Raw genomic sequence first — 21,820 nt, forward strand, 5'->3', positions numbered from 1 at the left:
CGGCAGCGTTCTTGGAGCACGTCTATCACTTTGAGGTCAATGCTGAAGTAGTAGGCCAAGTCCGATGGTTTCCATCCTGTGTCGTCTGACCTCCTTCCCAGCTAGGGCGAGGGTTCGGCTTAACTCCTCGCCAGTGGCGGGGAGGTTTGCGGGTTCATTACCTACTCGTGTTGCCACTTTCGGCTCAGCCCGCGGGCCCGGTCTTGGGTCCATTACCCCTACCGGCAAACCCGGATTGGGGTTATAGCTTGAGGCCACCACTTGGAGTTTTTAACTGCCACAAGGGGCAGTTTGAAAGGACGCTTAACAGCATCAACCCTCCAACGGCAGAGGGTAACGTGAAACCCCTCATCTCATCGGGTTACCTTACGGTGGCCTCTTCGAGGCCCTATTACGCTGGCAAGGTTTAAAAGGGTTTCGAGGATTTAGTGCTCGTTGGGCGGTTTACTGCATCCCCACCCCAAAGGACAAGGCTCTCAAAAGAAAAAGGTAATGCTCTCATGTAATCCAAGGCGCAGTTTATTGCTTTTTCGTATTCGTGCTCCCTACAGTTCTCATAACAGATTTTTAATGTGTGGTCACACCTCATATTTTCAGGGCATCTGCCCGAATATCTGCACGGAATGCCCAGGACTGTCCTGTCTGCTTCCATCTCTATTGAGACTACCGTGTTTGGATTTTGTTTCCTGACCTGTTTTTGTAGCCCATCGTGAATGTACCTGATTTTCTCAACGAGTTTCTTATAGGAGTACGGGAACGTTTGTTCAGTGCCGTTAATGTTCTCTATGCAGTTTTTGTTCTGATAATAGTTTGGCTGGACGAATACGTAATCAAAGTAGCCGCCAACTTTGAGAATCCCGTCAAACGCATCATCGCTCAAATACGACACGCCCCTCTCCCATTAGTCGCCGGAATCCAGATCAACTCCTGCCATGGTCGTGAATGTAATCATACATATTGGATGAACTCCCTGGAAACGTTCTTGCCATAGTTGCCAGTTTGGAGACAGCTCTCATAACTCCAGTAAAAGCCCCTGAGGTTGCTGTTGTCAATGCTCAGAACTCCATCAATCCAGCCCTTATAGTACGAGTTCACGCCGGAGTATTTAAATGAAATCAGTGCCTGATCCCTTTGGCTCCCGTCGGGACGCTTAAAGGGTATTGTTATATATAGGGGGACCCCGGAGATGTGATCTGCCACCCACCTCGCGAATTCTTTCCCATCATTTCGTCCGGAATCATAGTACGGACCGGTATAGTGAGAACCTCTTCCCTCTCCATCAAGTACAACAATCTTATCAAAACCCCTCTCCTTGAAGTCTTCGACGGTAGCTTTTCTACTTCCAACGGTCATCCTCGACTCGTAGTTAGAACCGTTCCACTTAACCCACCACAGTGTGAACTTCGCCACAGGACATCACCATTATGGATTATCCCTGGAGACATAAGAGCATTTTTGGATTTCTACTTGTCAAAATTGCAACGAAGTGATTCAAAAACAAAAGGTAAAAACGGATTACTCAGTCTCCAATTGGATACAAAAGTCGAAAAGGTCTCAGACGTACTTGAACTCCTCTTCGAGCTCGTCCCTCTCCTTCAGCTTCCAGTAGAGCTTGCCTTCCTTTTCAAAGGCCTCGACCTTTCCGTTCTCGGCGAAGCGGAGAAGGTAGCGCCTCACTTCCATCTGCTTGAGACCGGTTTCTTTGGCTATCTCCTCAACGGTTTTTGGGCTGCTCTCAAGTGCCTTGAGGACTCTCACGTTCTTCATTCTCCCCCCTCCAGAGACCTGTATCTTTCCAACAGGTCAATTATCAGCCCCATCACCCTTAAGTGTTTCTCAAGCTCGTCGAGGTCGTCGGGCATTGAGTTGGCAAGCTGTGTCAGCTTTTCCATCAGCCTCTCCTCAACTCCTTTCATCTCGCCCGCCATCTGCTTCTTCCTGTGCTCGCACACGGGGCAGAAGACCCTCCCGTCCTTCTCGAAGAGGGGGGAGCCACACTTGGGGCAGTGTTTGTCGAGCATCTTCGCCCCGGACAGCATGAGCGGCATGATTATCTTCCTTATCTCCTCGTCGCTGATCGTCGGCATCGAATCACCCCATCAGGAGCTGGAAGACCTCGAAAAACGCCTTCTTTCCGAGCCGGGAGCGCCTCAGCCTGTCCGAGACCTCTGCAATGTCGAATGCGACGATGTTGAAGTTCTCCTTTATCGCCTCGAGGATTTGAAGGAGCTCCTCAAGCGTCAGCTCGCCGTGCTGGAAGCGGGCTATCTTGTACTCTGGCCTTAAGACGTCCATGTCCACGGTAAGGTAAACGTCTTTGCCGAGGTACTTCTTCGCCTCACCCATTATCTCCTCAATTGAGTTGGTCTGAAAGTTCTTGTAGGCCCTCCACTTCCCCCTTACTTTCCTGCTCCTTAGCGTGGCCGGGAAGACCTTGACACGCCTCGTCCAGAGCTGGGTTCTCTCCGTAGTGGGAATCATGAGAACCGGTGCCATCACGGCGGCCCTCTCCACGAGCCTCTTTTCAAGGGCATAGGCGAGCCATGAGCCGTGGTCGAGGTAGTCGTGCATCAGGTCTGTGTGGGCATCGACGCTTATTAGCGCTGGCGGTCTGAGCTTCTCGACTATGCCGTAAGTGGCGAGGTGTTCACCTATGATGTATGCCCTATCTCTGGGTACTCTTTCGGGAAGGAGTTCGACCCTACTGGCTTCAACGATAATGTAGTCATCGATCAGCTTGTTCCGCTTCAAAAGCTGGAGCGCGTAGATTACACCGTCCCTGTTTGGCCTCTCACCGAAGGGAATGAACGTTACCATTCAGCCCACCAGATGGGGTTATGTGCTCCTTTTTTAAATCTTGGTGAAAACCTTTGGCACTTCCGTGTAAATTTTTAAAGCCAAACTTTAAAAAGTCGACCCGAAAGTATAAACCGAAAACTTTCCGGAGGTCTCGCCATGATACTCCAGGTTGCCCTTGACTTAACTGACATTGAGCAGGCCATTTCTATCGCGGAGAAGGCCGCCCGCGGGGGTGCTCACTGGCTTGAGGTTGGAACTCCTTTAATCAAGAAGGAGGGCATGCGCGCTGTTGAAATCCTCAAGAGGCGCTTCCCTGACAGGAAGATCGTCGCTGACCTCAAGACCATGGACACCGGTGCACTAGAAGTCGAGATGGCGGCCCGCCACGGGGCAGACGTCGTTTCTATCCTCGGTGTCGCAGACGACAAGACCATAAAGGACGCAGTTGAGGTCGCAAGGCGCTACGGAATCAGGGTGATGGTAGACCTCATCGGTGTCAAGGACAAGGTCAAGCGCGCCAAGGAACTCGAAAAGATGGGCGTGCACTACATCCTCGTCCACACGGGCATTGACGAGCAGGCCCAGGGCAAGAACCCCCTCGAAGACCTTGAAAAGGTAGTCAAGGCCGTCAACGTCCCGGTGGCCGTTGCCGGTGGACTGAACCTTGAGACCATTCCAAAGGTCATTGAGCTTGGTGCAACGATTATCATCGTAGGCGGTGCCATAACAAAGGCAAAGGATCCGGAGAAAGTGACGAGACAGATAATAGACCTCTTCTGGGGCGAGTACATGATGACGATAAGGAAGGCTATGAACGACATACTCGACCACATCCACAACGTCGCCGACAGCCTCAAGCTGGAGCAGGTCAGGGGCTTCGTTGATGCGATGATAGGCGCCAACAAGATATTCATCTACGGCGCCGGAAGGAGCGGCCTCGTCGGAAAGGCCTTCGCCATGAGGCTCATGCACCTCGACTTCAACGTCTACGTCGTCGGCGAGACCATAACGCCGGCCTTTGAACAGGGAGACCTTCTGATAGCAATAAGCGGTTCGGGCGAGACCCAGAGCATAGTCGAGGCCGCCAAGATAGCCAAAGACCAGGGCGGAAAGGTCGCCGCCATAACCTCCTACGCAAACTCGACGCTCGGAAAGCTCGCCGACGTCGTGGTCGAGATACCGGGAAGAACTAAGACGGACATTCCAACGGACTACATAGCGAGGCAGATGCTCACCAAGTACAAGTGGATAGCCCCAATGGGCACCCTCTTCGAGGACTCGACCATGATATTCCTCGATGGCATAATAGCGCTCCTCATGGCGACCTTCCAGAAGACCGAAAAGGATATGAAGAAGAAGCACGCGACCCTTGAGTGAGGGTTGCGATGCGCTCTTTCACCCATCTTTTTGTCGGGATTGGCAACGCAGGTGCTAGAATCGTAGACAGGATAAGCGCTGACGGCGTGGTTAGGGTAACAATCAATCCCGGCCACTACTTACTCCGCAGAGGACACTATGAGGAAAGGATAAGGGAGTTCTTCTCAAGGCTTCCGAAGGACACATTCCTGTGGCTTGTGTTCGAGGACAAGCCCGTGAACCTTGAGCTCGTGGACTTAATCCTCGAATACAGCCCCTCCGATGCAATAAGGATAGCCTACACCCTCACTCCCCAGCGGGAGCTGATTCACGAAAAGCCCCCCTGGGCCGATAACTTTGAGACCGTCTTCTACGACTCCCTGTGGGACTTCCTGAAGGACGACATTCCCCTGGGAATAGCCTTTGAGAGGGCCTCAGTCTCGATAGCCGAGCTGTTCTCAAGGCTCTACTACTACCTGGAAAACCAGATGCTCGTTAACATAGACTACGCGGACTTCTTCAACATGGTGCGCGGCGGAAACGTTGGCATAATGCGCCTCCTCGATAAGGTGGACTTCAGCTGGCACTGGGGGATTTGGGAGCGCGGCCTCATAGGAATCCTCGTTGGCAACGACTTCCCTCTAAAGGACGCCCACGAGATACTTTCGCGCTTCCAGGAGCTGCTGGCCAAAAAGGATATAATCTGGGGCATTGTGACCGATGAGGACATCAGGGGCGTTGAAATACTCGCCCTGCTCGTGAAGGGGTGGGAGAATGAAGGCGGTGCTCTTTGACATCGACGGGACTCTGTTAACTGAGATGCCTCTAATCCAGCTCTTTCTCCCCTGGGTCTACGATGAGCTGTCAAAGAGGCTCGGCATCACGAAGGAAGAGGCGCGAAACAGGTTCCTGCATGAGATTATGGTTAGAAGGGACACCTACGACTGGCACGACTGGAACTTCTTCTTCAGGCTCTTTAACCTCGACCTCAACTACGAGGAACTCCTGAGGAAGTACCCCCACAAGCTCCACGTTTATCCCGACGTCATACCGACGCTGGAATGGCTGGAGGAGGAAGGCTATCTCCTCGGTGTCGTCACGAGCGGGCCCGAGTACCAGAGGCTTAAGCTCGACCTTACGGGGCTCAGCAAGTACTTCGAGGCAATAGTTACGAGGGAAGACGTGAAGGCGATAAAGCCGGAGCCAAAGATTTTTCTGTACGCCCTCAAGGAGCTCGGCGTTGAGCCTTCCGATGCGCTCTACGTCGGTGACTCCCTCACCCAGGACGTTTACGGGGCAAAGCACGTGGGAATGAAGGCCGTGTGGATTAACCGCGACGGTTTAGACGGCTACCATATGGCCGACTACGAGATTAGAACCCTCCACGAGCTCAGAAAAATACTGGGGTGATGAAAATGAAGGAGCTCTTTAGTGCGGAGGGAGTTTTTATCGAGTACTCCGAGAAGGAGGTAGAGATAAGGCCCGGCGACAAGCTTGTCCACAGGAGCGAAACGCCAACGGAGCTCTGGTGGAAGCTCAAGGAAGCAGTCAAGGGCAAGAAAGTTCGGGTGGTAGTCTACGAGGTGGAAGAATGATCGCCCACCTGATAAACACGGACGCAGGCAACAGGGGGAGTGGTAAGTTATACTTAGACTTTAGGCGGAAAAACTTTAATTTTTTACATAATTCTGCAAAGCTGTTTTTAGACAATTATGGAAAAGTGTTGGTAATCACTGGGTTTCCGATTCCCCCGGCAAACGTCCCCGAAACGGACGGCCCGCCCGGTGCTCTAGCAATATCCAGGGCGGTTACAGAGCTCGGAGGGAGCGCTGAAATCCTCACGCAAAAAGAAGTTGTCAGGGCAATGGCTCCCCTCGGGAGAACCTTTTCTCTGAGTTTCACCGAAAGGCCCGATGTGTCCAACTACGAGCTGGTGGTCTTCGTTGAGACTCCCGGAAGGGCCAGAGATGGGAACCACTATTCCATGTCCGGCCTGAAGATAGAGGGAGAGACCTTTGACTGGGTCGCCGAGAATGCTAAGGACTATGGAGTCCCCACGATTGGGATTGGCGACGGTGGCAACGAGATTGGAATGGGGAAGATTCTTGATCTTGTCGTCAGGCACATTCCGCACGGGGAGAAGATAGCCAGCACCGTTGAGACCGACGAGCTCGTTCTCTCCGCGGTCTCCAACTGGGGAGCCTACGGGCTCGTGGCCCAGGCCTCGGTTGAGTTTGGAAAAAACCTCCTTTCGGGCTGGGACGAGGCCCTTGTCGTTGGGCTTCTCGCAGAAAACGGCCTCATAGACGGTGTGAGCAAGAGGCGGGAAGCCAGCGTGGACGGCATTCCCGTTGATGTGCACGTTGCCCTGGTGGAGCTCCTGAAGAAAATCGTTGATAACCGGCTGGACTAACCTTTTAAACCTCTTCCTGTTTCTCCAAGCGGTGAGGTCATGAACCTTGAGGAGTTCATACCGGATCCTAAAACCCGGGCGCTCATAGAGAAGACGAGAGACTTTGCCATGCACTTCTTTGAGAGGGAAGGGACGCACGGCTTCAGCCACGTGGAGAGGGTCTTCAACCTCTGCCTGCACATAGGGAGGGAGGAGGGAGCTGACCTCGAAATTCTCGCTCTGGCCGCGCTCCTCCACGACATAGCGAGGCCCCTTGAAGACGCGGGCAAAGTTGAGGATCACGCCGCAGAGGGGGCAAGGATTGCCAAACGCTTCCTGCTGGGCCTTGGCTACCTGCCTGAGAAGGCCGAGGCCGTTGCCCATGCAATAGAGGCGCACCGCTTCTCCCGCGGTCCGGAGCCCCAAACACTGGAGGCAAAAATCCTGAGCGACGCCGACAAGCTGGACGCTATAGGAGCCATAGGGGTTGCGCGCGTCTTCATGTACTCTGGCGAGCACGGCAGGGACATAGAGGCCTCGCTTAAGCACTTCGAGGAGAAGATTCTCAAGCTCAAGGACTTGATGTACACCGAGACCGCAAAGCGCATGGCGGAGGAGAGGCACCGCTTTACGGTCGAGTTCATCGAGAGGATACGCCGGGAAATCGAGGGGGAACTGTGAGTTCTTCCCTTTTCTGGCGCCCATAATAACCTTTTTAAAGGGCTTCCTGAATTAAGGGTTAGCCATCAAGGTCATTCTAAGGAGGTGAGAACGTGAAGGCGCCAATCTGTGAGGTTTGTCTCAAGACCGACGACATTCTGTGCCCCGCTGACGAGAAAAAGCTTCAGGACGGTGTGATCTCCGAGCTGGACGTCAAGGTTGCGCGTCTACTCTACAAGCTTCTCGGTGACGTTGATATCGAGTTCAAGAAGGCCGTCGAGGCGGGAGACCTCATTGTCATAGTTGTTGGTGAAGGTGACGTCCCGATTACCATCGGCAAGGGCGGAAAGAACATAAAGACCCTCATAAGGGAGCTCGGAAAGCGCGTCAGGGTTATAGAGGGCATGAAGGCCGAGACTGCTGACGAGCTCAAGAAGCTTGCATCTGACCTCCTCTACCCGGCGGGGGTCTTCGGCGTCAACGTCGTCTACAGGCCTGGAGGGGACACCTACTACAAGGTTCTCGTCTTCGGCAGGGACAGGAAGAAGCTCCCAGAGAAGCCGGAGATACTTGAGAGCGTCCTGAGCCAGATAGTCGGAAAGGACGTTAAGATTTCGTTCGTCTGACGTCTCTGGTTCTCTATTTCTACCTCCCGTGCGAATCGAATACCTTTAAAAGCCCACCACTACTCCTTCTGGGGATGCCCATGTACAGGACGCATTACTCAAGCGAGATAACTGAGGAGCTGAACGGCCAGCGTGTCAGGGTTGCCGGCTGGGTGTGGGAGGTCAAAGACCTCGGAGGAATAAAGTTTCTGTGGATTAGAGACAGAGAGGGGATAGTCCAGGTCACCGCCCCGAAGAAGAAGGTTGACCCCGAGCTGTTCAAGCTCATTCCGAAGCTCAACGCGGAGGACGTTGTGGCTGTTGAAGGAATAGTAAACTTCACCCCGAAGGCAAAACTCGGCTTCGAAATTCTTCCAGAGAAGCTTGAAATACTCAGCAGGGCAGAGAGCCCGCTCCCACTCGACCCGACGGGGAAGGTAAAGGCAGAGCTCGACACTAGGCTGGACAACCGCTTCATGGACGTTAGAAGGCCCGAGGTAATGGCCATATTCAAGATACGCTCAAGCGTCTTCAAGGCAATACGCGACTTCTTCCACGAGAACGGCTTCATAGAGATACACACCCCGAAGATCATCGCCACCGCGACCGAAGGCGGAACAGAGCTCTTCCCGATGAAGTACTTCGAGAAAGATGCATTCCTCGCCCAGAGCCCCCAGCTCTACAAGCAGATAATGATGGCGAGCGGCCTCGACAGGGTCTATGAGATTGCCCCGATATTCCGCGCCGAGGAGCACAACACGACCAGACACCTCAACGAGGCGTGGAGCGTTGATGCAGAGATGGCCTTCATCGAGAACGAGGAGGAAGTCATGGGGCTCCTTGAGAGGCTCGTCGCCTACGCAATAAACTACGTCCGCGAGCACAACGCAAAGGAGCTTGAGACCCTCAACTTCGAGCTGGAGGAGCCGAAGCTGCCGTTCCCGAGGCTCAGCTATGACAGGGCCCTTGAAATTCTCACCGACCTCGGAAAGGAAATCCCGTGGGGCGAGGACATAGACACCGAGGGTGAAAGGCTCCTTGGAAAGTACATGATGGAGAACGAAAACGCCCCGCTTTACTTCATATACAAGTATCCGAGCGAGGCGAAGCCCTTCTACATAATGAAATACGATGATAAGCCTGAAATCTGCAGGGCCTTCGACCTCGAGTACAGGGGCGTGGAGATGACCTCCGGCGGCCAGAGGGAGCACCGCTACGACGTCCTCGTTGAGCAGATAAAGGAGAAGGGCCTCAACCCGGAGAGCTTCGAGTTCTACCTCAAGGCCTTCCGCTACGGTATGCCGCCCCACGGAGGCTTTGGCCTTGGCGCAGAGAGGCTTATAAAGCAGATGCTCGACCTGCCGAACATCAGAGAGGTTATCTTGTTCCCGAGGGACAGGAAGAGGCTGATACCGTAAGGCCTTTATACCTTCCACCCTTTCATTGTGTTAGCGGTTGTATGTGCATTAGTGTTGTGGAGGGAGGTAGAGAATAATGAAGAAACTAGCGGCTTTAATCTTGGTGGGGCTGTTCCTCTTTGTTGCCCCTAATGTCCCCGCTGTGAGTGCTGAAGAGGTCCTGTATGCAAAAATATCCTCCGTGAACCTTGGGCTTGGGGACAAGGCCGTTCTCGGGCCGTACACTTTCACGTTCGCCGATGTCAGTCCTGACTTTACCACCGCTAGAATCTCCGTTTCGGCGGGCAGGGAGTCTTCGCCTTTAATCCTTGAAGAGGGCAAAACCGTATATTACCCATCTGAGCAGAACCCCACGTTTGCCCTCAGCGTGGTTATATGGAATATCAAAAATAAACCAGTCGTATACCTCGACATAATGTCTCCGCTCAAACTAATCGACACGGTGACCCTTCAGGAGGGGAAGTACTACACGCTACCGTCAAACTTTCCAAGAATCAAGGTTAAGCTAACCCGCTCAACGAACGACTACGCAACGTTCGACGTATACTTCCCGTATTCATCCATCCCCACCACGGTCAGGGTGTCCAAGGGAAGCGGCAAGGGTGTTAACTACAAACTCAGCAGTGAGTATTACTACCAGAATTATCTGTATATCAAGGTCACCGACTCGGACTCAAGCAGTGCGACCTTCGAAGTGTGGCTTCCCAAAGTTGCTTCAACTGACTTCAAGATTATAAAGTCAAGTCAGAGCGGGGGAAGCAGTGGGGCCACGGCTCAGAACGAGACCCTCCTCGTGTACAACGGCCTCATGTACGCCGGGGAGAGGCTGCCCCTTAAGGTAGATGATACCACATACTACGTGAAGCTCATCTCAGTTGTTTCCACCAAAGCCAGCGTTGAAGTCTATAAAGGTTCAGCGAAAGTCGGTACGTACTTCGTCAATGTGGGAGAGGTTAAGCCGATACCGGACACCCCGCTGAAGGTCTCAATCCAGAAGACCGAGCCCCAGTACAGCCGCGCCACAATGCTCGTGTACGCGCCGGACGGCACGCAGGTTACCCCAATACTCCGTCCGGCGGACATAGTGGCAGAAATTGACGCAATGCCCAAGGAGATAATGCTGGGAGACAGCCTTGTTGTCGTCGTCTCCGTTGAGAACCAGGGTAAGGGAGACGCCTACGACGTTGCCGTAGCGGCGCCCGTGCCCGATAACTTCGAACTGGTGAGCCTGACCAAGTCGTGGACTTTCAAGACTTTCCCGGCTTTCACCAAGATGCCCGCCTTAATCTACGTCCTTAAGCCCACTAAGGTCGGTGAATTTGACATCGGAAAGGTGACGGTAACGTTCTACGACGACAAGAGCCTGGAAACCGGCCAGAAGAAGACTGTATACTCCAAGTCGCTCACCGGAATTAAAGTCTACAACATTCCCTCAATAAAGGTTGCGGCTCAGGCTTACAACGGCACCGTCTGGGGCGAGTATGTAACCGCCAAAGCCGGAGAAGCCGTTAGCGTTAAGTTCACCCTCCGCGCCTCCGAGGGCAACCCCGACTACGAGTTCGTCAGGAACGCTACCCTGATACTCGACATGCCCGATAGCATCAGCGGCGAAGCCGTGGTTCCGGTCGGGACAGTAAAGGCCGGCGAGACCAAGACCCTCCAGGTGAAACTCAACGTGCTTAAAGAGAGCCTGTCCAACGTAAGGGCAACCCTGGTGTACCTCGACCCGCTCGGAGGGAAGCACAGGATTGAGCTCGGCAACCTCGTCACTATAAACAGCATCCCGCCGAGGGTAATCACCAAGGAGGTTAAGGTGTGGCCGGCTCCGGAGGAGCTTCCGACTTACGTCAACAAGACCCTCTCTGAGCTGGACGACCCGACGCCGCTGGCAGAAGAGCTCGCCAACATCACCGCTGGCTACCTCCCGCCGGAGAGCAACCCCTGGAAGCCCCTTGCAATAGTGTTCCTCCTGGCGGCGGCGGTGCTCGGAGGAGTTGCCTACAAGTACTGGGACGAGGCGGAGAAGCTCAGGGAGAAGCTTGAAAAGAAGAAGCAGAGGCGCCCAGGAGGACTTCCGAAGAAGGACGAGGAGGAAGAAAAAGAGGAAGAGCAGCTTTAGTCAAGTTTTTAAATTCCTTCCCTCTCTTTTCTCCCATGAGCGCCTTTAAGTACAAGCAGGTTATAGTCTCCAGGAAGGACTTAAAGCTCAGCAAGGGCAAGTTCGCAGTCCAGGTCGCACACGGGGCAGTGACGGCGGCAATAAAAGCCCAGAAGGAGAAGCCGGAGTGGTTCAAGGCCTGGTTCCACGAGGGCCAGAAGAAGGTCGTTGTCAAGGCCGAGAACCTTGAGGAACTGTTCCAGCTCAAGGAGAAAGCCGAGAAGCTCGGACTGCCGACGGCCCTGATCCGGGACGCTGGACTGACTGAGATTCCTCCTGGAACTGTTACAGTCCTCGCCGTAGGGCCCGGGCCGGAGGAGCTCGTTGACAAGGTCACAGGGCACCTAAAGCTGGTGTGAAGCATGGACTACCGCGAGTTCTTTTCCCAGTTCCCCTACCTCAGCGAGAAGCCCGGGATAGGGGGCAGAATCAAGGTCTTTCCCGAGGACTTCGTTGTCATCGAGGAGCCCCTCCCACAAATCTTCGAGGGGAGAAAGCACGCAATCTTCCTCCTCAAGAAGCGCAACTGGGACACGATGGCGGCCGTCAAGGAGATAGCCAAGCGGGCGGGGATAAGACACAGAGATATAGGCTTCGCAGGGACTAAGGACAGGCACGCAGTCACCTACCAGTACATAAGCGTCCCCGCCGATGCGAAGGAGAAAGTCGAAGCAGTCCAGATCCGCGACATCGAGCTCAAGTTCGTCTCATACGGGCGCTTCATCAAGCTCGGCCACCTGCTTGGCAACCGGTTTAGGATAATCGTCAGGGACGTTGGGGAAGATGCGTTTGAAAAGACAAAGGCTATTGTGAGGGAGCTCCGAGAGAAGGGTGGCTTCCCCAACTACTTCGGCTACCAGCGCTTTGGGGAGAGGCGCGTCGTGAACCACCTGATAGGGAAGCTCCTCCTCCAGGGGAAGTTCGATGAAGCCGCGAGGCTCTTTTTGGGCTACGCGGACGGGAGCATGGAGGGCGACGAGGCGCGCAGGGCCTTCTGGGAGACGGGCGACGTCGAAAGGGCCCTTGAGGAGTTCCCAGGTTTTCTCCGCTATGAGAGGACGCTTCTCTACACCTACAAGAAGACAGGGAGCTGGAAGAGGGCCTTCCTTTCCCTGCCCCTTCCAATAATGCGCATCTTCATTCACGCCTACCAGAGCTACCTCTTCAACCTCTACCTCTCGAGGAGGATTGAAGAGGGGCTCCCACTAAATGAACCCCTCGTCGGCGATATCGTCGTCCAGGTTAAGGGGGGCATCCCCTACCGCGACAGGACTTACCGCGTCACCGAGACGAACATCGAGTTTGTCCTTGAGAAGGTTGGGAAGGGCCAGGCTATGGTCTCGGGCCCGCTCTTCGGCTTCGCGATGAGGCAGGCAAAGGGGCTTCCTGGCCAACTTGAAAGTGGAATTCTCGAAGAGGAAGGCATAACACTTGAGACATTCAAGAAACTGCCAAAGCTGATGGCAGAGCCTGGCGGGAGGAGGGAGCTTTTGATTCGCCCGATTGGCATGACTTATGGCTACATTCCTGGAACAGGTATGTGCTTCCGCTTCTTCCTGCCGAAGGGTGTCTATGCCACTAGCGTGCTCAGGGAGATAATAAAGGACCATTAATGGGTAGAAAGCCTTATATTTGCACATTCTTTCTCATTTTTGGGATGAAAAATGGGCAGGATTAAGGCGATATCGCTTGATATAGATGGCACAATAACTTACAGGGACAGAACAATCAGCATTGATGCCCTGAAGGCGGTAAGGCTCGCCGAGAGGCTTGGCGTCCCTGTCATGCTCGTCACAGGGAACTCTGTTCCTTTTGCCGAAGTTGCTGCGGTCTTCATCGGCACGAGCGGGCCGGTCATCGCTGAGGACGGCGGGGCGCTCTCACTGAAGGGTGAGGGGACGATGAGGGAGCGCGTTTTTCTCACGGACATGGACGAGGAGTGGATACTCTGGAGCGAGCTGAAGAAACGCTACCCCGAGGCAAAGCTGAGCTACTCGATGATGGAGAGGAAAGCGGGCCTCGTCGTTCTCCGGACGGTTCCCGTGGAGGCTGTCAGGGAAATCATCGAGGAGCTTGGGCTCAACCTCATCGCGGTTGATTCTGGCTTTGCAATCCACGTGAAAAAGCCCTGGATTAACAAGGGCACCGGCATAGAGAAGGCCTGCGAGTACCTCGGAATAAGCCCCAAGGAAGTCGCTCACGTCGGCGACGGCGAGAACGATTTGGACGCCTTCCGCGTCGTCGGCTACCGCGTTGCAGTTGCCCAAGCCCCGGAGAGCCTCAAGGAAAAAGCGGACTACGTGACCCAGAAGCCCTATGGTGACGGTGGGGCGGAGGCTATAACCCACATCCTGAAAAAGTTCGGCTATCTGGGGGGAGGGCGATGAGAATCCGCTGGGCGACCCTTGAGGACGTTCGCGGGATAGTTGAGGTTCACACTGCCGACGAGAAGTTCAGCGGCGGCATTTACGACCGCTATATCTGGGGCGGGCCGTGGACGGCAATCGAGACACTCGCAATTCACCTCAACAACTTCCTGCTCGACGACCAGCTCGTGGCCGTTGCGGAGCTTGACGGAAAACTCGTCGGCGAAGTCGAGGTTCTATTCTCGGAGGAGCCTATCGGGGGAAAAGTTAGAAGAATCGCCCACATTGACGTCATCGAAGTCCACCCTGATTACAGGGGCAGGGGAGTTGGAAGAGCGCTTATGGAGTTTGTCGAGGACGTGGCCAGGGAACAAGGGGCTGAGATGCTGACGACCCAGCCAGATGAAGATGCGAGGGGCTTCTACGAGAAGCTTGGCTTTGACCTTGAGCTCTTTAAGGGTAGGACGGTCTGGATTCCTGCGGGGGACAGGGTAGAGGATGCGAAGGTAAGACCTCTTGATTTCGGTTGGAATGAGGTTAAGGATCTCGAACTGGTCGCCGGCCGCTTCCAAAGCTCTTACAGCATGTACTTTTCGGCGTTTAAAGACAACATAGCTGGAATTCACTACACCGTTGAAAGCGGAAAAGTTGGCGACTCATTCTATGCCCTCAGGAACCTCCCAGGCAGAGATGGGGTCTCCCTTCTCCTCTGGGGAATGGTTGAGGACTTGAGGGCAGTTCTCGGTAGGGCAAAGCTCCTGGGCTTCGAGAGGGTACTGACGGTGCTCGCGGAGGATTTAGAAGTCGCAGGCACGAAAGAGGTTGGAAAAATAGAGATACTGGGGAAAAAGCTCACTTAAGGAACTCGAGGGCAAGGGCGACCTCCATCGCAGTCCCAAGGTAAAGGACATCCTCGTCGACGTCGAACTTTGGATGGTGGTGGGGGTAGATTATTCCCTTCTCCTCGTTCCTTATTCCCAGGGCCAGAAACGCGCCCGGAACCATCTGGAGGTAGAATGAGAAGTCCTCTGCTCCCATCGTGGGCGGAACCTCGCAGTATTTCAGGCCGTACTTCTCCGCGACCTTCCTCGCAAACCCTGCCATTTTGGAGTCGTTGATTGTTGGTGGCGTCAGCTCGTCAATCTTAAGTTCGTACTCAAGGTTGTGGGCGATTGCTGTGCCCTTTGCAATCTCGTCCATTCTCTTCTTTATCAGCTCGCCTATTTCCGGCTTGAAGAACCTGAAGGTGCCCTTGAACTCGGCCGTCTCCGGGATAACGTTAAAAGCCGTCCCCGCGTGGACTGACGTAACACTCACAACGCCTGTCTCGAGGGGTTTGATGTTTCTGCTGACTATTGTCTGGTATGCCAGAATTAGCTCGGCGAGCGCCGGCACTGGGTCTTTTGTCTCGTGCGGTGATGCCCCGTGGCCTCCTTTTCCGATGAGCTTCCCGCTAAATATACCGGCACCCGCCAGGAATGGCCCGTCTCTTATGCCGATCACACCGCTTGGGAGATTCATCCAGACGTGGAAGCCGAAGATTGCATCGACACCCTCCAAGGCTCCTCCTTCGATCATCTTCAGTGCCCCGTTGCCTCCTTCCTCTGCCGGCTGGAAGACGAGCCTCACCCTGCCGTTGAACTCATCAATGTGCTCGGGGATTATCTTGCCCGCGCCGAGGAGCATGGCAGTGTGGGCGTCGTGACCGCAGGCGTGCATCTTCCCGGGAACGCGGGACTTGTATGGGACGTCGTTTTCCTCTTGGATGGGGAGGGCATCCATGTCAGCCCTTAGGGCTATTGTCTTTTCTCCTTCTCCGATGTCGGCGATTATTCCAGTCCCGACGCGCTTTATCCTGTACCCCCATTCGCGGAGGTGTTCCTCAACAATCTTCGAAGTCCTCTCCTCTTTGTACTTAAGCTCGGGGTACATATGGAAGTCCCTTCTCCAGGAGATTATTTCTTTCTCGATTTTCTTTGCTTCCAGAACCGGGTCAAACCCCATGGGCGTCACCACATGATTGTATGCAGAGGAAGATATTAGCTTTTCGATGGGCGTCTAAAAGAGTGCACCAACCGTAAAATTTATAAACCCCTATCTAAAGGGAATATCGGCGTCACTCAGGTGGGCCGGTAGCTCAGCCTGGTATGAGCGCCGCCTTGGCAAGGCGGAGGCCCCGGGTTCAAATCCCGGCCGGTCCACCAACATTTGGGCTGGGCCCGTGGTCTAGACTGGTTATGACGCCACCCTGACAAGGTGGAGGTCCGGGGTTCGAATCCCCGCGGGCCCACCATTCAAACTTCGCCTGCGCGAAGTTTGACCAGGGTTCATAGCTCCTTCTGGAAAGCTAAATTTCGAGTGATTTTCTCATTGAATTGCTGTCTCAGGAAAGCGTCCAAAGGATGCCGAAGATACAGGTGGGAACTAAAGGTGAAGTGGGCGCGCATAATAGGAACCCCACAGAAAGCTTTAAATTCTCAGAGTGCACGCACCCGGTTCGGAGTTTAACTGGCGTATAAATCCCTTTGGTCAAGCTTTGCACAAGCAAAGCTTGTTATGCAAAGGTTTATAAAACGTCTCCGGAAACACTTTCCAGTCGTGAAAAGCCGTTGGTAATTAGGGGTGATGCTCATGGGAAGGACTACCAAGGTTGGTTCCGCTGGAAGGTTCGGTCCAAGGTACGGTCTCAAGATAAGGAGAAGGGTTGCGGCCGTTGAGGCCAGGATGAAGCAGAAGCACGTCTGCCCGGTCTGCGGAAGGAAGGCCGTCAGGAGGATTAGCACCGGTATCTGGCAGTGTCAGAAGTGCGGCGCAACCTTTGCCGGCGGTGCTTACCTCCCGACCACTCCGGCCGGAAAGGTCGTGAAGCGCGTCGTCGCTTCCAAGGCCTGATTTTTTATATCCTTTGAGGTGGTTCCTATGGTCGTTGCTGTTTACCGCTGTGCAAAGTGCGGTAAAGAGGTCGAGCTCGACCTCGCCACCACAAGAGAGGTTCGCTGCCCCTACTGCGGCAGCAAGATACTCTACAAGCCCCGCCCCAGGATTGCGAGAAGGGTTAAGGCCATCTGAGCCTTTTCTTTCGAAAGGCTTTTATCAACTAACTCCGAATGAGTGGTTGCCATGATGCTGATAACGACTTCCCACAGGCCGACAAGGAGAACGAGGAGCTTCGGTCACGACCTTGAGAGGGTGTTCCCCAACTCCCTCTACCTGACCAGAGGAAAGAAGACTATCCAGGACCTTCTCATGGAGGCCTACGACAGGGACTACGAGCGGCTTCTCATCATCAACGTCTGGAAGGGCAACCCGCTCAAGATGACCTTCATCAAGGTTGACCCAGATGATTGGGGCTACCTCGGCTACCTCTACCTCCACGGCATAAAACTCCAGCGCGAGATAGGCTTCAGGAACCTCAGGCCAATCCGAGAGGAGATGCCCTTTGTCGTCACTACTGCCAAGCGCGTCGGCATAGACCACACGGCCTTTGCCCAGGTCTTTGCGGAGCTGACAGGCGGAAAGTTCGTGCCGAGGGGCAACAAGAGCCTCCAGACGATAGCCGACAAGAACAACACCGACGTTATCGGAGTAATCGAGAACTACCCAAGGGGGATGGCTGTAAACTTCTACCGCTTCGACGTCACGAAGGAGAGGCCAGTCGGCCCGCTGATCCTCGTGAAAATCTGGATTATGGAAGACGGGCGGAGATGGGACTACAAGGAAGCCCTCTTAAAGAAACCGGCCAAGCAGCAAAAAGACGAGAAAGACGAGTGAGCGGGTTTTCTTCTAACACTCCTCATGTTGTGCCTGCAGTTTTCTGGCCCTTCACCGGTCTGAGAATCCTTTCAAAAGGCTTTTTAGGTTGAAGGCATAAATAAGCAATATGAGCCGCATCCACTTCTATCTTCGAAGCCGCCTTGAGGAAGTTCGAAAGAGGGTTCTCTATGAGAGCTACGAGGCAAAGAAGCTCCCCGCCTGGGAGAGGGTGGGCATCACCTGGCTGGCGCTCTTCGCCTTCTGGGTGGTTGTGAGCGGAAAGTTCTCGCCTCCCCATCTCGCTACTGGAGCGGTGGTTACTTTCATCGTGGCCCTCATTACGAGGGACTTCCTGACCGACGACATAAGGCAGACAGGCCATCTGCTGTCCAAGGCGCTTTACATATTCCTTTTCCTGATTTCCCAGTACCTCTTCATCATGGCGTTCCGCCTCCTCGAGAGCAACCTCCGCGTTGTGAGAAACGTCATCCTGATGGACATAAACCCTGGGATAGTGAAGGTAAAGACTGACCTCCACTCGAACACAGGGCTCACCGTCCTGGCGAACTCAATAACCCTCACCCCTGGGACGCTCACCCTCGACGTTGACAAGAAGCTCGGAGAAGCATATCTCTACGTGCACTGGATTAATGTTGAAACTCTTGACCAAGAGAAGATTGGAATGAAGATTAAGGGGGAGCTGGAGGAATGGCTGAAGAAAATCTTCTGGTGATTCTGCCCTATGCAATCGCCTTCCTGATATTCACGGCAACGCTGGTCAGCTATCGCGTCCTGTTCGGTCCAACCCTTGCAGACAGGGCTGTGGCGCTGAACACCGCCACGACGAAGGCCGCCGTCATAATAGCGATGCTCGCGCTCCTCTACGACGCCCCTTACCTCCTCGACATAAGCATCGTGCTCCTCATGGTCAACGCGGTGGGAGGCCTCATCATAGCCAAGTACATGGAGGTGAGGTCGTGATAGAAGCCCTCTTCCTCCTCTTTGGGCTCTTCATAATGTTCTTCGGGACGCTCGGCCTCCTCAGGTTTCCCGACGTCTACACGAGGCTCCACGCCACGGCCAAATGCGACACCGGGGGTGCGATAAGCATACTCACAGCGCTCGCCATGGCCTCAGATTTCCCCCTCGTCGTGAAGCTCAAGTTCTTTGTGATGGCCCTCACGATAGCGATGATAAACCCCATGGTCAGCCACGCGATAGCGAGGGCGGCCTACAAGAGCGGGATAAAACCCAAAGCGACGGTGGATATGTATGCCTGGGATAATCCATGAAGTGCTCCTCCTGGCGATAATACTCCTCGCCATTTCAGTGGTGGAAGCTGAGAGGCTCATCTCGGCCGTCCTCCGCTACGGCCTGCTCGGGTTAGTCTTCACGGTGGTGCTCATCCAGCTCAGGGCCCCCGATGTTGCGCTCTCGGCGGTCGTCGTCGGGGCGATAGTGACGGGCCTTTTCCTCTACACTATAAGGGAGGTGGGGGAGTGAAGCGCCTCTTTGCCCTGCTCCTCAGCGGGGGTCTCCTGGTCGAGCTCCTGAGCCTCGACTACACCAAGGCCGTGGGGAGCTACGCCTACTACGTGGCCCACTGGAAGGAAGTGGGGATTCCCAACCTGGTTACGGCAATCCTCGCCGACTGGAGGGCCTACGACAGCCTCGGCGAGGCGACGCTCCTCTTCGCGGCAGTGACCGGGTTCTACCTGCTCCTAGGGAGGCGGAAGATATGAAGATGAGCCTCGTGGTCAGAACCACTACAAAGCTCATCGCCCCGTTCCTCGTCACTTATGGGGCCTGCCTGACGATATACGGCTACGAGAGCCCTGGCGGCGGCTTTCAGGCGGGTGTCCTCTTCGCCGTCAGCGTCATACTTCTCATGACCGCCTATGGATACCGGAGAACGAAGAAGCACTTCCCGCTCAGAACTGTCCAGCTCGTGGAGTCCGCTTCCGCCCTCTGGTTGGTGGGGGTTGCCCTGGCAGGGCTGGCCTTTGGGGCGTTCTTCCTGAACTTCCTCCGCCCATATATCCCAGGGGGCACTGTAATGACGTTCAACATAGGCGTCGCCCTGAAGGTGAGCACGTCCTTTATCCTCGTGTTCTACGTCCTGTCGAGGTGGGTTGACCGTGATTAACGCCGAAACCGCTGGAATAATCGTGATGCTCATAGGCCTCTACGGGCTGATTTCAAAGGAAAAGCCTCTCAAGCAGGTGCTCTCAATCAACGTGCTCTCTATCGGGTTAGTGCTCTTCTTCGTCGGGGCCGGCTACGTCGAGGGTGGAGATTTCCCAATAATGCCCTCGGATCCCGTTGACCCCCTCCCGGCCACGCTGATGCTGACGACGCTCGTCGTCGACGTCGCGATAACCGCCTTAGCTCTGGCGATGATACTGCGCAACGGGGGTGAATGGGCTTGATAGTCCTCCTCGCCGCGTTACCCCTCTTCTTCGCGTTCCTCACTGCCCTCACTGTCCCGCTGAGGCTTGAAAAACTGGCGAAGTATCCATTTCTCGCAGGGGCTGTAGCTCCATGGGCGGTTTTCCTCTTTGAGAGGGCAGGAAATGAAGTGGTCGGGGGCTGGCCCCGGATCGGGGGCATAGAGGTCTCGCTCAATCCCCACAACACCCCCATAGTCCTCGCCGAGCTCGTCCTTTTCACCGCGGTTGCCATTTACTCGTTGGACTATTTTAAGGAAGTGAAGGCCTTCGTCCTGCTCCTACTCCTCCACGCCGGCCTCCTCGGGGCCTTCATAAGCAGAGACCTCTTTAACTTCTACATCTTCATGGAAATCGCCTCTGTTTCCTCATTTGCCCTCGTCGGCTCGTCCGGCGAGAAGAAAGCAGTCAGGGCGGCTTACAAGTACCTGATGCTCTCCCTGCTTGCCTCCTACTTCTTTGTCTTCTCGATTGGGGTAATCTACCTCAAGACGGGCTATCTAAACCTTGAGCTCATCTCGGAGAGCGTGATGTCCTCGAAAGAGATAAACGTCGCCATCGCGATAGCCTTCGCCTCCCTCCTCCTGAAAGCGGGTATCTTTCCCCTCCACGTCTGGCTGCCGGACGCCCACTCCCTCGCGCCAACCCCTGTGAGTGCCCTCTTGAGCGGTGCCGTCGTCAAAGCGCCGGTCTACGGGATGATACTCATATTCTCGGCCCTTCCCGTCAGCGAGGGCCTTAGTGAAACGGCCATGGTTCTGGCAGTTGCCTCCGTATTTTTCGGCGTCGCCATGGCGCTCCTCCAGAAGGACGCTAAGAGGCTGCTCGCATACCACACGGTCTCCCAGATGGGTTACGTCCTCCTCGGGATAGCGAGCATGAACTTTGTGGGGGCGGCCTACTATGCCATGGCCCACTCCCTCTTTAAGGGCGGTCTCTTCCTGAGCGTCGGGAGCCTTGGAAAGAAGTCGAGGAAGCTGGGCGAATTTGGGTATAAAAACGCCCCTCTCATGGCGCTCTCCGTGCTGATGCTCAGCCTGGCAATAGGAGGGGTTTCGCCCTTCATAGGCTCATACGCCAAGGGGCTTATCTCCTCCGGCCTCGCAGGGGCATGGAAGTGGGCAGTCCTGGCCGGAAGCGTTGGGACTCTGGTCTCGTTTACGAAGCTCAACTACTACCTGGCGAAAGGGGAGGCCCCCGCCCTTCCGCTCTCGTGGAAGTTTGCCTCGTTTGCCCTGGCACTGGTCACTCTAGTTAGTGGCCTCGTCTTGGGTGTTGTTCCCAAGGTGAAGGACATCTATCCGCTCCCGGTGGCTCTTACAATCTTCCTGCTCCTCAAAGCGGCGGGCGTCTTTAACTTGGTGCTGGAAAAAGAGGACGTGAAGCCCAGCGAGGTCAACACAGGGGCAATGCTATTCGCGCTCTTTTTGCTCCTGCTACTCTATCTCGCGGAGCTTTAGCTCTTTGACTTCTTCAACCTTCATAAGCCCCTTTTCAAGCTCTTCGAGCGATATCCTGCTCCCGCTGACGTCAACTATGGTGACTATGGCGGAGAGCCCGAGCTCGACTAACTCTTCGCCCTCGCTGAATAGTATGTTTATCCCGTGTTTTCCCAAGAGCCCGCTGACCTTGGAGAGAACTCCTGGCCTGTCCTCAACTACGAGTTCAACCTCTACGAGCTTCTTCCCGGGGAGAGCAACGCGCTCAAGGTGGGCCTCCTTAAGGTCGGTGTCCACTTCTACGAGAAAATACGCCCCCTTAACGAGCCCGAGTTCATACGCAAGTTCAAGGGGAAGCTCCAGCTTTCCGTCTTCTTTAATTTTGATTAACTCGTAGTGTCTCATGTTATCCGGTTTTTTTCATTCC

The 21,820-nt window shown here is 54.7% G+C and carries 31 protein-coding genes and 2 tRNA genes; 26 read left to right on the forward strand and 7 right to left on the reverse strand.

Annotated features, from left to right (window positions below):
• Positions 1-406 precede the first annotated feature (406 nt).
• From TEU_RS06640 to TEU_RS06660, 5 genes are all read right to left on the reverse strand, one after another.
• The gene (locus TEU_RS06640) at positions 407-880 is read right to left on the reverse strand and encodes a hypothetical protein (protein WP_144244828.1); all 474 of its coding nucleotides are present in this window, start codon (positions 878-880) and stop codon (positions 407-409) included.
• A 68-nt stretch (positions 881-948) separates the two neighbouring features.
• Positions 949-1,410 (reverse strand): hypothetical protein, encoded by a 462-nt coding sequence (locus TEU_RS06645; protein ID WP_050003028.1) that lies wholly within the window; start codon positions 1,408-1,410, stop codon positions 949-951.
• A 144-nt stretch (positions 1,411-1,554) separates the two neighbouring features.
• The gene (locus tag TEU_RS06650; RefSeq protein WP_050003029.1) at positions 1,555-1,767 is read right to left on the reverse strand and encodes an ArsR family transcriptional regulator; all 213 of its coding nucleotides are present in this window, start codon (positions 1,765-1,767) and stop codon (positions 1,555-1,557) included.
• The gene (locus tag TEU_RS06655) at positions 1,764-2,087 is read right to left on the reverse strand and encodes an Sjogren's syndrome/scleroderma autoantigen 1 family protein (protein ID WP_050003030.1); all 324 of its coding nucleotides are present in this window, start codon (positions 2,085-2,087) and stop codon (positions 1,764-1,766) included. Before TEU_RS06655 ends, TEU_RS06650 begins: the two co-directional genes overlap by 4 nt.
• Before the next feature lie 4 nt (positions 2,088-2,091).
• The gene (locus TEU_RS06660) at positions 2,092-2,817 is read right to left on the reverse strand and encodes an arginase family protein (protein WP_050003031.1); all 726 of its coding nucleotides are present in this window, start codon (positions 2,815-2,817) and stop codon (positions 2,092-2,094) included.
• A gap of 138 nt (positions 2,818-2,955) precedes the next feature.
• Between TEU_RS06660 and hxlAB the strand changes: the two genes are divergently transcribed.
• From hxlAB to TEU_RS06725, 13 genes are all read left to right on the forward strand, one after another.
• Complete coding sequence (gene hxlAB, locus TEU_RS06665) at positions 2,956-4,176, forward strand: bifunctional 3-hexulose-6-phosphate synthase/6-phospho-3-hexuloisomerase (protein WP_050003032.1); 1,221 nt, start codon at positions 2,956-2,958, stop codon at positions 4,174-4,176.
• Between the two features lie 8 nt (positions 4,177-4,184).
• Complete coding sequence (locus TEU_RS06670; RefSeq protein WP_050003033.1) at positions 4,185-4,949, forward strand: hypothetical protein; 765 nt, start codon at positions 4,185-4,187, stop codon at positions 4,947-4,949.
• On the forward strand, positions 4,930-5,565 hold the full coding sequence (locus TEU_RS06675; RefSeq protein ID WP_050003034.1) for a TIGR02253 family HAD-type hydrolase: 636 nt from the start codon (positions 4,930-4,932) through the stop codon (positions 5,563-5,565). Before TEU_RS06670 ends, TEU_RS06675 begins: the two co-directional genes overlap by 20 nt.
• 5 nt (positions 5,566-5,570) lie before the next feature.
• Positions 5,571-5,750 (forward strand): hypothetical protein, encoded by a 180-nt coding sequence (locus tag TEU_RS06680; protein ID WP_050003035.1) that lies wholly within the window; start codon positions 5,571-5,573, stop codon positions 5,748-5,750.
• A complete protein-coding gene (locus TEU_RS06685; protein WP_050003036.1) occupies positions 5,747-6,568 on the forward strand; it encodes a glutamate cyclase domain-containing protein in 822 nt (273 codons plus the stop codon). Before TEU_RS06680 ends, TEU_RS06685 begins: the two co-directional genes overlap by 4 nt.
• Positions 6,569-6,607: 39 nt before the next feature.
• Positions 6,608-7,228 (forward strand): HD domain-containing protein, encoded by a 621-nt coding sequence (locus TEU_RS06690; protein WP_050003037.1) that lies wholly within the window; start codon positions 6,608-6,610, stop codon positions 7,226-7,228.
• A gap of 92 nt (positions 7,229-7,320) precedes the next feature.
• Positions 7,321-7,833, forward strand: coding sequence for a KH domain-containing protein (locus TEU_RS06695; protein ID WP_050003038.1), 513 nt, complete (start codon positions 7,321-7,323; stop codon positions 7,831-7,833).
• A gap of 80 nt (positions 7,834-7,913) precedes the next feature.
• On the forward strand, positions 7,914-9,230 hold the full coding sequence (gene aspS / locus TEU_RS06700; protein WP_050003039.1) for an aspartate--tRNA(Asn) ligase: 1,317 nt from the start codon (positions 7,914-7,916) through the stop codon (positions 9,228-9,230).
• A gap of 76 nt (positions 9,231-9,306) precedes the next feature.
• Complete coding sequence (locus TEU_RS06705) at positions 9,307-11,349, forward strand: BatD family protein (RefSeq protein ID WP_050003040.1); 2,043 nt, start codon at positions 9,307-9,309, stop codon at positions 11,347-11,349.
• A gap of 35 nt (positions 11,350-11,384) precedes the next feature.
• Complete coding sequence (gene pth2, locus TEU_RS06710; protein ID WP_050003041.1) at positions 11,385-11,747, forward strand: peptidyl-tRNA hydrolase Pth2; 363 nt, start codon at positions 11,385-11,387, stop codon at positions 11,745-11,747.
• 3 nt (positions 11,748-11,750) lie between these two features.
• Positions 11,751-13,001: a tRNA pseudouridine(13) synthase TruD gene (gene truD / locus TEU_RS06715; protein ID WP_050003042.1), complete on the forward strand. Its 1,251-nt coding sequence runs from the start codon at positions 11,751-11,753 to the stop codon at positions 12,999-13,001.
• A 51-nt stretch (positions 13,002-13,052) separates the two neighbouring features.
• Positions 13,053-13,775 (forward strand): phosphoglycolate phosphatase, encoded by a 723-nt coding sequence (locus TEU_RS06720; RefSeq protein ID WP_050003043.1) that lies wholly within the window; start codon positions 13,053-13,055, stop codon positions 13,773-13,775.
• A complete protein-coding gene (locus TEU_RS06725; protein ID WP_050003044.1) occupies positions 13,772-14,614 on the forward strand; it encodes a GNAT family N-acetyltransferase in 843 nt (280 codons plus the stop codon). The genes TEU_RS06720 and TEU_RS06725 overlap by 4 nt, the downstream gene beginning before the upstream one ends.
• Here TEU_RS06725 and TEU_RS06730 read toward each other — a convergent pair.
• Complete coding sequence (locus TEU_RS06730) at positions 14,607-15,758, reverse strand: M20 metallopeptidase family protein (RefSeq protein ID WP_050003045.1); 1,152 nt, start codon at positions 15,756-15,758, stop codon at positions 14,607-14,609. The two genes, TEU_RS06725 and TEU_RS06730, sit on opposite strands and share 8 nt — an antisense overlap.
• Before the next feature lie 122 nt (positions 15,759-15,880).
• Here TEU_RS06730 and TEU_RS06735 point away from each other — a divergent pair.
• The 13 genes from TEU_RS06735 (at position 15,881) to TEU_RS06795 (ending at position 21,414) form a co-directional block, all read left to right on the forward strand.
• Positions 15,881-15,958 (forward strand) — tRNA-Ala (locus TEU_RS06735).
• 11 nt (positions 15,959-15,969) lie between these two features.
• A tRNA-Val gene (locus TEU_RS06740) sits at positions 15,970-16,047 on the forward strand.
• Positions 16,048-16,385: 338 nt separating this feature from the next.
• Positions 16,386-16,646, forward strand: a complete 261-nt coding sequence (locus tag TEU_RS06745) for a 50S ribosomal protein L37ae (RefSeq protein WP_050003046.1) — start codon at positions 16,386-16,388, stop codon at positions 16,644-16,646.
• Between the two features lie 27 nt (positions 16,647-16,673).
• The gene (locus tag TEU_RS06750; RefSeq protein ID WP_050003047.1) at positions 16,674-16,823 is read left to right on the forward strand and encodes a DNA-directed RNA polymerase subunit P; all 150 of its coding nucleotides are present in this window, start codon (positions 16,674-16,676) and stop codon (positions 16,821-16,823) included.
• Positions 16,824-16,874: 51 nt separating this feature from the next.
• Positions 16,875-17,525, forward strand: a complete 651-nt coding sequence (locus tag TEU_RS06755; RefSeq protein WP_050003048.1) for a ribosomal biogenesis protein — start codon at positions 16,875-16,877, stop codon at positions 17,523-17,525.
• A 109-nt stretch (positions 17,526-17,634) separates the two neighbouring features.
• Positions 17,635-18,240, forward strand: a complete 606-nt coding sequence (locus TEU_RS06760) for a Na+/H+ antiporter subunit E (RefSeq protein WP_050003049.1) — start codon at positions 17,635-17,637, stop codon at positions 18,238-18,240.
• The gene (locus TEU_RS06765) at positions 18,216-18,488 is read left to right on the forward strand and encodes a monovalent cation/H+ antiporter complex subunit F (protein ID WP_050003050.1); all 273 of its coding nucleotides are present in this window, start codon (positions 18,216-18,218) and stop codon (positions 18,486-18,488) included. The genes TEU_RS06760 and TEU_RS06765 overlap by 25 nt, the downstream gene beginning before the upstream one ends.
• Entirely contained in the window at positions 18,485-18,799 is a 315-nt protein-coding gene (gene mnhG / locus TEU_RS06770) for a monovalent cation/H(+) antiporter subunit G (RefSeq protein ID WP_050003051.1), read from the forward strand. Before TEU_RS06765 ends, mnhG begins: the two co-directional genes overlap by 4 nt.
• Positions 18,780-19,010, forward strand: coding sequence for a hydrogenase subunit MbhD domain-containing protein (locus TEU_RS06775; RefSeq protein WP_050003950.1), 231 nt, complete (start codon positions 18,780-18,782; stop codon positions 19,008-19,010). The genes mnhG and TEU_RS06775 overlap by 20 nt, the downstream gene beginning before the upstream one ends.
• Positions 19,007-19,249, forward strand: a complete 243-nt coding sequence (gene mbhE / locus TEU_RS06780; RefSeq protein ID WP_050003052.1) for a hydrogen gas-evolving membrane-bound hydrogenase subunit E — start codon at positions 19,007-19,009, stop codon at positions 19,247-19,249. The genes TEU_RS06775 and mbhE overlap by 4 nt, the downstream gene beginning before the upstream one ends.
• On the forward strand, positions 19,246-19,653 hold the full coding sequence (locus TEU_RS06785) for a Na(+)/H(+) antiporter subunit B (RefSeq protein ID WP_050003053.1): 408 nt from the start codon (positions 19,246-19,248) through the stop codon (positions 19,651-19,653). Before mbhE ends, TEU_RS06785 begins: the two co-directional genes overlap by 4 nt.
• Positions 19,646-19,936, forward strand: a complete 291-nt coding sequence (locus TEU_RS06790) for a cation:proton antiporter subunit C (RefSeq protein WP_050003054.1) — start codon at positions 19,646-19,648, stop codon at positions 19,934-19,936. The genes TEU_RS06785 and TEU_RS06790 overlap by 8 nt, the downstream gene beginning before the upstream one ends.
• Entirely contained in the window at positions 19,927-21,414 is a 1,488-nt protein-coding gene (locus TEU_RS06795) for a proton-conducting transporter transmembrane domain-containing protein (protein ID WP_050003055.1), read from the forward strand. Before TEU_RS06790 ends, TEU_RS06795 begins: the two co-directional genes overlap by 10 nt.
• On the opposite strand, the gene TEU_RS06800 is transcribed toward TEU_RS06795, so the two are convergent.
• On the reverse strand, positions 21,391-21,798 hold the full coding sequence (locus TEU_RS06800) for an ACT domain-containing protein (RefSeq protein ID WP_050003056.1): 408 nt from the start codon (positions 21,796-21,798) through the stop codon (positions 21,391-21,393). The two genes, TEU_RS06795 and TEU_RS06800, sit on opposite strands and share 24 nt — an antisense overlap.
• Positions 21,799-21,820: the final 22 nt, after the last annotated feature.

The organism is Thermococcus eurythermalis (assembly GCF_000769655.1).
Taxonomy (GTDB): Archaea; Methanobacteriota_B; Thermococci; order Thermococcales; family Thermococcaceae; genus Thermococcus; species Thermococcus eurythermalis.

What these genes read in the sequence shown, in the direction of transcription:
- TEU_RS06650 (WP_050003029.1), bottom strand. Translation starts at nt 1,767, where the DNA reads ATGAAGAACGTGAGAGTCCTCAAGGCACTTGAGAGCAGCCCAAAAACC.
- TEU_RS06655 (WP_050003030.1), bottom strand. Translation starts at nt 2,087, where the DNA reads ATGCCGACGATCAGCGACGAGGAGATAAGGAAGATAATCATGCCGCTC.
- TEU_RS06660 (WP_050003031.1), bottom strand. Translation starts at nt 2,817, where the DNA reads ATGGTAACGTTCATTCCCTTCGGTGAGAGGCCAAACAGGGACGGTGTA.
- hxlAB (WP_050003032.1), top strand. Translation starts at nt 2,956, where the DNA reads ATGATACTCCAGGTTGCCCTTGACTTAACTGACATTGAGCAGGCCATT.
- TEU_RS06670 (WP_050003033.1), top strand. Translation starts at nt 4,185, where the DNA reads ATGCGCTCTTTCACCCATCTTTTTGTCGGGATTGGCAACGCAGGTGCT.
- TEU_RS06675 (WP_050003034.1), top strand. Translation starts at nt 4,930, where the DNA reads ATGAAGGCGGTGCTCTTTGACATCGACGGGACTCTGTTAACTGAGATG.
- TEU_RS06680 (WP_050003035.1), top strand. Translation starts at nt 5,571, where the DNA reads ATGAAGGAGCTCTTTAGTGCGGAGGGAGTTTTTATCGAGTACTCCGAG.
- TEU_RS06685 (WP_050003036.1), top strand. Translation starts at nt 5,747, where the DNA reads ATGATCGCCCACCTGATAAACACGGACGCAGGCAACAGGGGGAGTGGT.
- TEU_RS06690 (WP_050003037.1), top strand. Translation starts at nt 6,608, where the DNA reads ATGAACCTTGAGGAGTTCATACCGGATCCTAAAACCCGGGCGCTCATA.
- aspS (WP_050003039.1), top strand. Translation starts at nt 7,914, where the DNA reads ATGTACAGGACGCATTACTCAAGCGAGATAACTGAGGAGCTGAACGGC.
- TEU_RS06705 (WP_050003040.1), top strand. Translation starts at nt 9,307, where the DNA reads ATGAAGAAACTAGCGGCTTTAATCTTGGTGGGGCTGTTCCTCTTTGTT.
- pth2 (WP_050003041.1), top strand. Translation starts at nt 11,385, where the DNA reads ATGAGCGCCTTTAAGTACAAGCAGGTTATAGTCTCCAGGAAGGACTTA.
- truD (WP_050003042.1), top strand. Translation starts at nt 11,751, where the DNA reads ATGGACTACCGCGAGTTCTTTTCCCAGTTCCCCTACCTCAGCGAGAAG.
- TEU_RS06720 (WP_050003043.1), top strand. Translation starts at nt 13,053, where the DNA reads ATGGGCAGGATTAAGGCGATATCGCTTGATATAGATGGCACAATAACT.
- TEU_RS06725 (WP_050003044.1), top strand. Translation starts at nt 13,772, where the DNA reads ATGAGAATCCGCTGGGCGACCCTTGAGGACGTTCGCGGGATAGTTGAG.
- TEU_RS06730 (WP_050003045.1), bottom strand. Translation starts at nt 15,758, where the DNA reads ATGGGGTTTGACCCGGTTCTGGAAGCAAAGAAAATCGAGAAAGAAATA.
- TEU_RS06745 (WP_050003046.1), top strand. Translation starts at nt 16,386, where the DNA reads ATGGGAAGGACTACCAAGGTTGGTTCCGCTGGAAGGTTCGGTCCAAGG.
- TEU_RS06750 (WP_050003047.1), top strand. Translation starts at nt 16,674, where the DNA reads ATGGTCGTTGCTGTTTACCGCTGTGCAAAGTGCGGTAAAGAGGTCGAG.
- TEU_RS06755 (WP_050003048.1), top strand. Translation starts at nt 16,875, where the DNA reads ATGATGCTGATAACGACTTCCCACAGGCCGACAAGGAGAACGAGGAGC.
- TEU_RS06760 (WP_050003049.1), top strand. Translation starts at nt 17,635, where the DNA reads ATGAGCCGCATCCACTTCTATCTTCGAAGCCGCCTTGAGGAAGTTCGA.
- TEU_RS06765 (WP_050003050.1), top strand. Translation starts at nt 18,216, where the DNA reads ATGGCTGAAGAAAATCTTCTGGTGATTCTGCCCTATGCAATCGCCTTC.
- TEU_RS06775 (WP_050003950.1), top strand. Translation starts at nt 18,780, where the DNA reads ATGCCTGGGATAATCCATGAAGTGCTCCTCCTGGCGATAATACTCCTC.
- TEU_RS06785 (WP_050003053.1), top strand. Translation starts at nt 19,246, where the DNA reads ATGAAGATGAGCCTCGTGGTCAGAACCACTACAAAGCTCATCGCCCCG.
- TEU_RS06795 (WP_050003055.1), top strand. Translation starts at nt 19,927, where the DNA reads ATGGGCTTGATAGTCCTCCTCGCCGCGTTACCCCTCTTCTTCGCGTTC.
- TEU_RS06800 (WP_050003056.1), bottom strand. Translation starts at nt 21,798, where the DNA reads ATGAGACACTACGAGTTAATCAAAATTAAAGAAGACGGAAAGCTGGAG.